General features: G+C 34.9%; 8 protein-coding genes. 4 read left to right on the top strand and 4 right to left on the bottom strand.

Features of this window, described 5'->3' with window-relative positions:
* The first annotated feature begins 195 nt into the window (after positions 1 to 195).
* The 4 genes from VB713_RS27220 to VB713_RS27205 are packed head-to-tail and all read left to right on the top strand — an operon-like array spanning position 196 to position 1,744.
* On the top strand, positions 196 to 615 hold the full coding sequence (locus tag VB713_RS27220; protein WP_323314609.1) for a XisH family protein: 420 nt from the start codon (positions 196 to 198) through the stop codon (positions 613 to 615).
* Positions 603 to 938 carry a XisI protein gene (locus VB713_RS27215; RefSeq protein WP_323314608.1) on the top strand — a complete coding sequence of 112 codons (336 nt, stop codon included), beginning with the start codon at positions 603 to 605 and terminating at the stop codon, positions 936 to 938. Before VB713_RS27220 ends, VB713_RS27215 begins: the two co-directional genes overlap by 13 nt.
* A 51-nt stretch (positions 939 to 989) precedes the next feature.
* Positions 990 to 1,565 (top strand): Uma2 family endonuclease, encoded by a 576-nt coding sequence (locus tag VB713_RS27210; RefSeq protein ID WP_323314607.1) that lies wholly within the window; start codon positions 990 to 992, stop codon positions 1,563 to 1,565.
* On the top strand, positions 1,559 to 1,744 hold the full coding sequence (locus tag VB713_RS27205) for a hypothetical protein (RefSeq protein ID WP_323314606.1): 186 nt from the start codon (positions 1,559 to 1,561) through the stop codon (positions 1,742 to 1,744). The genes VB713_RS27210 and VB713_RS27205 overlap by 7 nt, the downstream gene beginning before the upstream one ends.
* On the opposite strand, the gene VB713_RS27200 is transcribed toward VB713_RS27205, so the two are convergent.
* From VB713_RS27200 to VB713_RS27185, 4 genes are all read right to left on the bottom strand, one after another.
* A complete protein-coding gene (locus VB713_RS27200) occupies positions 1,724 to 2,167 on the bottom strand; it encodes a type II toxin-antitoxin system VapC family toxin (RefSeq protein WP_323314605.1) in 444 nt (147 codons plus the stop codon). The genes VB713_RS27205 and VB713_RS27200 overlap by 21 nt on opposite strands.
* Positions 2,155 to 2,376 carry a hypothetical protein gene (locus VB713_RS27195; RefSeq protein ID WP_323314604.1) on the bottom strand — a complete coding sequence of 74 codons (222 nt, stop codon included), beginning with the start codon at positions 2,374 to 2,376 and terminating at the stop codon, positions 2,155 to 2,157. Before VB713_RS27195 ends, VB713_RS27200 begins: the two co-directional genes overlap by 13 nt.
* Before the next feature lie 188 nt (positions 2,377 to 2,564).
* Positions 2,565 to 2,963, bottom strand: a complete 399-nt coding sequence (locus VB713_RS27190; RefSeq protein WP_323314603.1) for a type II toxin-antitoxin system VapC family toxin — start codon at positions 2,961 to 2,963, stop codon at positions 2,565 to 2,567.
* A 6-nt stretch (positions 2,964 to 2,969) separates the two neighbouring features.
* Complete coding sequence (locus VB713_RS27185; protein WP_104388670.1) at positions 2,970 to 3,203, bottom strand: hypothetical protein; 234 nt, start codon at positions 3,201 to 3,203, stop codon at positions 2,970 to 2,972.
* Positions 3,204 to 3,301 lie beyond the last annotated feature (98 nt).

The raw sequence follows: 3,301 nt of genomic DNA, 5'->3' as shown, positions 1-3,301 counted from the left end.
GGATGTTGGGGATGCGATCGCTTTTGGGATGTGTGGGAGTGCGATCGCTTTTGGGATGTGTGGGAGTGCGATCGCTTTTGGTGATGTGGGAGTGCGATCGCTTTTTGAGGATGTGGGGAGTGCGATCGCTTGTTGGGGATGCGATCGCTTCTTGGTACTGTAATTATAGAATAAGCAATATAATGATAGATATGTATGTCAGCTAAAGATGTTTTTCATGAAGTTGTAAAAATAGCTTTACAAAAAGATGGTTGGGAAATTACTAATGATCCATTAAAAATAAGTGTAGGAGGAGTTAATCTTTCTATTGATTTAGGTGCAGAAAAGCTGATTGGTGCAGAACGTGAAGGACAAAAAATAGCAGTAGAAATAAAAAGTTTCTTAGAGAAATCTTCCGCTATTTCTGAATTTCATACAGCATTGGGGCAATTTATTAATTATCGAGGTGCATTGAAAAGGTTGCAACCGGATCGTATTTTATATTTAGCTGTACCTTTAACAACTTACAAAACATTTTTTCAACTGGATTTTCCCAAAGATATGATTTTAGAAAATAGTGTAAAAATGGTAATTTATAATGTAGAAAAAGAGGTGATTTCTCAATGGATAAATTAACTCAATATCGCCAAATTGTGCAAGAAATATTACAAGAATATGGTGAAGCACAAGCAGCTTATGGTAATATAGAAGTAGAGACAATTCTTGATAAAGAACGTGATCATTATCAAATTGTTCATGTCGGCTGGGAAGGTCAAAATTGGGTACATAGTTGTATTATTCATATTGATATTAAAAGTAGCAAAATTTGGCTGCAATGGAATGGTACAGAGGATGATATTGCTGCTAATTTAGTGGCTGCTGGAGTTCCCAAGGAGGATATTGTGTTAGGGTTTCAGTCTCCTTTTATGAGGAAGTTTACAGAGTATGCTGTCGGTTAATTATTTAAGGAATATTAATTCAGTATCAAGCTGATCTCTATAACAAATTATATGGATAATATCATATTGTATTTACCTCCATCAATTCAAATAACTGATAATCAATTTTTTGAATTATGTCAAATTAATGAGTTAATTAAAATTGAACGTAATACTGATTGTAGTCTGATATTAAAGCCTTTATTGGGTGGTATATCTAGCAATATTAATGCTGGTTTAACTGCTCAATTAGCAAATTGGAACGATGACAAATCACAAGGTGTAGTTTTTGGTTCTGATGTCGGTTTTATTTTACCAAATGGCGCTATTCGTTCTCCTAGTGCTGCTTGGATAAAGTTGGAAAGATGGAATAATTTAACTCAGGAAGAAAAGGAAAAGTTTCCTCCTATTTGTCCTGATTTTGTAATTGAGTTACTTTCTCCTAGTGATAGTTTGAAAACTACACAGGAAAAGATGAAGGAATATATAGATAATGGTGTACGTTTAGGTTTATTAATTAATCGTAAATCTCGTCAAGTGGAAATTTATAGCCCAGGAAAAGATGTTGAAGTTTTGGATTCTCCTGCTACTGTTTCGGGGGAAGATGTTTTAAATGGTTTTGTTTTGAATTTGGGGATGATTTGGTAAAATTTATCGCTGTTTTGGGGATGTGGGAGTGCGATCGCTGTTTTAGGGTGTGGGAATGCGATCGTTGTTTGGGGTGTGGGAGTGCGATCGTGTTTGGGGATGTGGGAGTGCGATCGCTTTTTGGGATGTGGGGATGCGATCGCTGTATTTCAAAGCACTTAACTTATCAATTGATTTAAAACCAACACAGTTAACCCTGGCAAAGAAAGTAAACGTATATCATTGGTTAAGAAAAAAGACGCACCACCATAAATAGCAGTGGCCATTTGAATAGCATCCGGTGTTCTTAAATTGTAATCTGCTCTTAATTTAGCTGCATTTTCAGCAATATCTGGTAAAACTTCAATAGTTGTTAAACCTTGAGAATTGAAGAGAATATCACGATATTGTTGAGCCAATATTTTATTTCCTGCACGTAAAGGATAAACTAAAACTTCTGATATAGTTAAAATCGAGGTGACAACACTAAACTTACCTCTATACATGGCTGTAAAAAAAGCATCTGTAACTTCTAAATAATGAGGATTTTCTTCTATAAAATAAATTAATGGTGCAGTATCTAAACCTACTATTTTATCCTGTAATTTATTTAACCATTCCATGAATCACGCTCCTGATTAATATATTCCTGAGCGTCAATATTCTCCCAAATTTCTTTACCCAAACCACGTAATTCTAGAATACTACGCTTTGGCTTTGGTGTCATTTTCACTTGTTGACGAATTAAGATAGATAAATCTTCAACTAATTTAAGCTGTTCTTCAGGAGTCAGACTTTTAGCTTGCTGTAACAATTCTTGATAGTTAGACATACGTTTTATGCTTATTTATAGTTTTAAGCCTAATTTAACTATACGCTGTTTTGGGTTTGTGGATGTGCGATTTCGTATCCCTTACGGGACCGAAGGAATAGAGATAGCTGACCGTTCGCATAGCGTTCCGCAGGAAAGGTATCGCTGTTTTGGGATGTATGGGAAGTGCGATGGTATTCACCTAAAAACTACCAAATAATACCAACTAAACCCAAAGCAGTTATATTTTGATCGCAGGTCAATAGCTGCACAATTTCACCTTTACTCGCTAAAACTAACACAGTCGCCGCAATTTGTCTATCGTGCATTTCATTAATAGCAGATAAGCTCATAGTCATTTCAATAACATCTTGATCAAGGGGATAAATTACCACACGAGGATCAGCTTCTACTGCTAAAATTATATCTTTAGGAGCAGGAATAGATGTTCTACCTCTTTCTACAATCCAAATAGCTTCAGCTAGAGTAGTCGCAGGAATAACTAACTGTGAATCAGGATCACAAAGGATAGCTTTAGCATTTGCACCTAACTTTAAATTACCTTCAAGAAACCAGATTAAAGAATGAGTATCTAGGACATATTTCATAATTTATTATGACCAGTCTAAACTGTCCTCACTATCCCCATGAAATTCAGCAATTTCAAAATCTGCTTCTGTTGACTGGTTATTACCAGAAAACATACCAAACTTCATTATTTTATTTTTTGGGTGATTTTTTTCCCACTTTAAAAAAGTGACAATAACCAGACTTTCTGAAATATCAGATGGTAATTCTTTAAGTTCTACTTTACCATCTTTGTAAATTCCTTCAATTGCTTGCAACATACTTTTTACCATGAGCCAATTTAGCTGATGTTATTACTTTAACTATACTCTACAAGGTCACAACTTGAGTTTTTTCAAAAGTCTGAAATTTAAGAGTG

The organism is Anabaena cylindrica UHCC 0172 (assembly GCF_034931625.1).
In the GTDB taxonomy this organism is placed as follows: Bacteria; Cyanobacteriota; Cyanobacteriia; order Cyanobacteriales; family Nostocaceae; genus Anabaena; species Anabaena cylindrica_A.
The sequence above is the reverse complement of the archived record's forward strand: the minus strand, read 5'-3'. Positions and strand labels throughout refer to the sequence as shown.

What these genes read in the sequence shown, in the direction of transcription:
- VB713_RS27220 (WP_323314609.1), top strand. Translation starts at nt 196, where the DNA reads ATGTCAGCTAAAGATGTTTTTCATGAAGTTGTAAAAATAGCTTTACAA.
- VB713_RS27215 (WP_323314608.1), top strand. Translation starts at nt 603, where the DNA reads ATGGATAAATTAACTCAATATCGCCAAATTGTGCAAGAAATATTACAA.
- VB713_RS27210 (WP_323314607.1), top strand. Translation starts at nt 990, where the DNA reads ATGGATAATATCATATTGTATTTACCTCCATCAATTCAAATAACTGAT.
- VB713_RS27200 (WP_323314605.1), bottom strand. Translation starts at nt 2,167, where the DNA reads ATGGAATGGTTAAATAAATTACAGGATAAAATAGTAGGTTTAGATACT.
- VB713_RS27195 (WP_323314604.1), bottom strand. Translation starts at nt 2,376, where the DNA reads ATGTCTAACTATCAAGAATTGTTACAGCAAGCTAAAAGTCTGACTCCT.
- VB713_RS27190 (WP_323314603.1), bottom strand. Translation starts at nt 2,963, where the DNA reads ATGAAATATGTCCTAGATACTCATTCTTTAATCTGGTTTCTTGAAGGT.
- VB713_RS27185 (WP_104388670.1), bottom strand. Translation starts at nt 3,203, where the DNA reads ATGTTGCAAGCAATTGAAGGAATTTACAAAGATGGTAAAGTAGAACTT.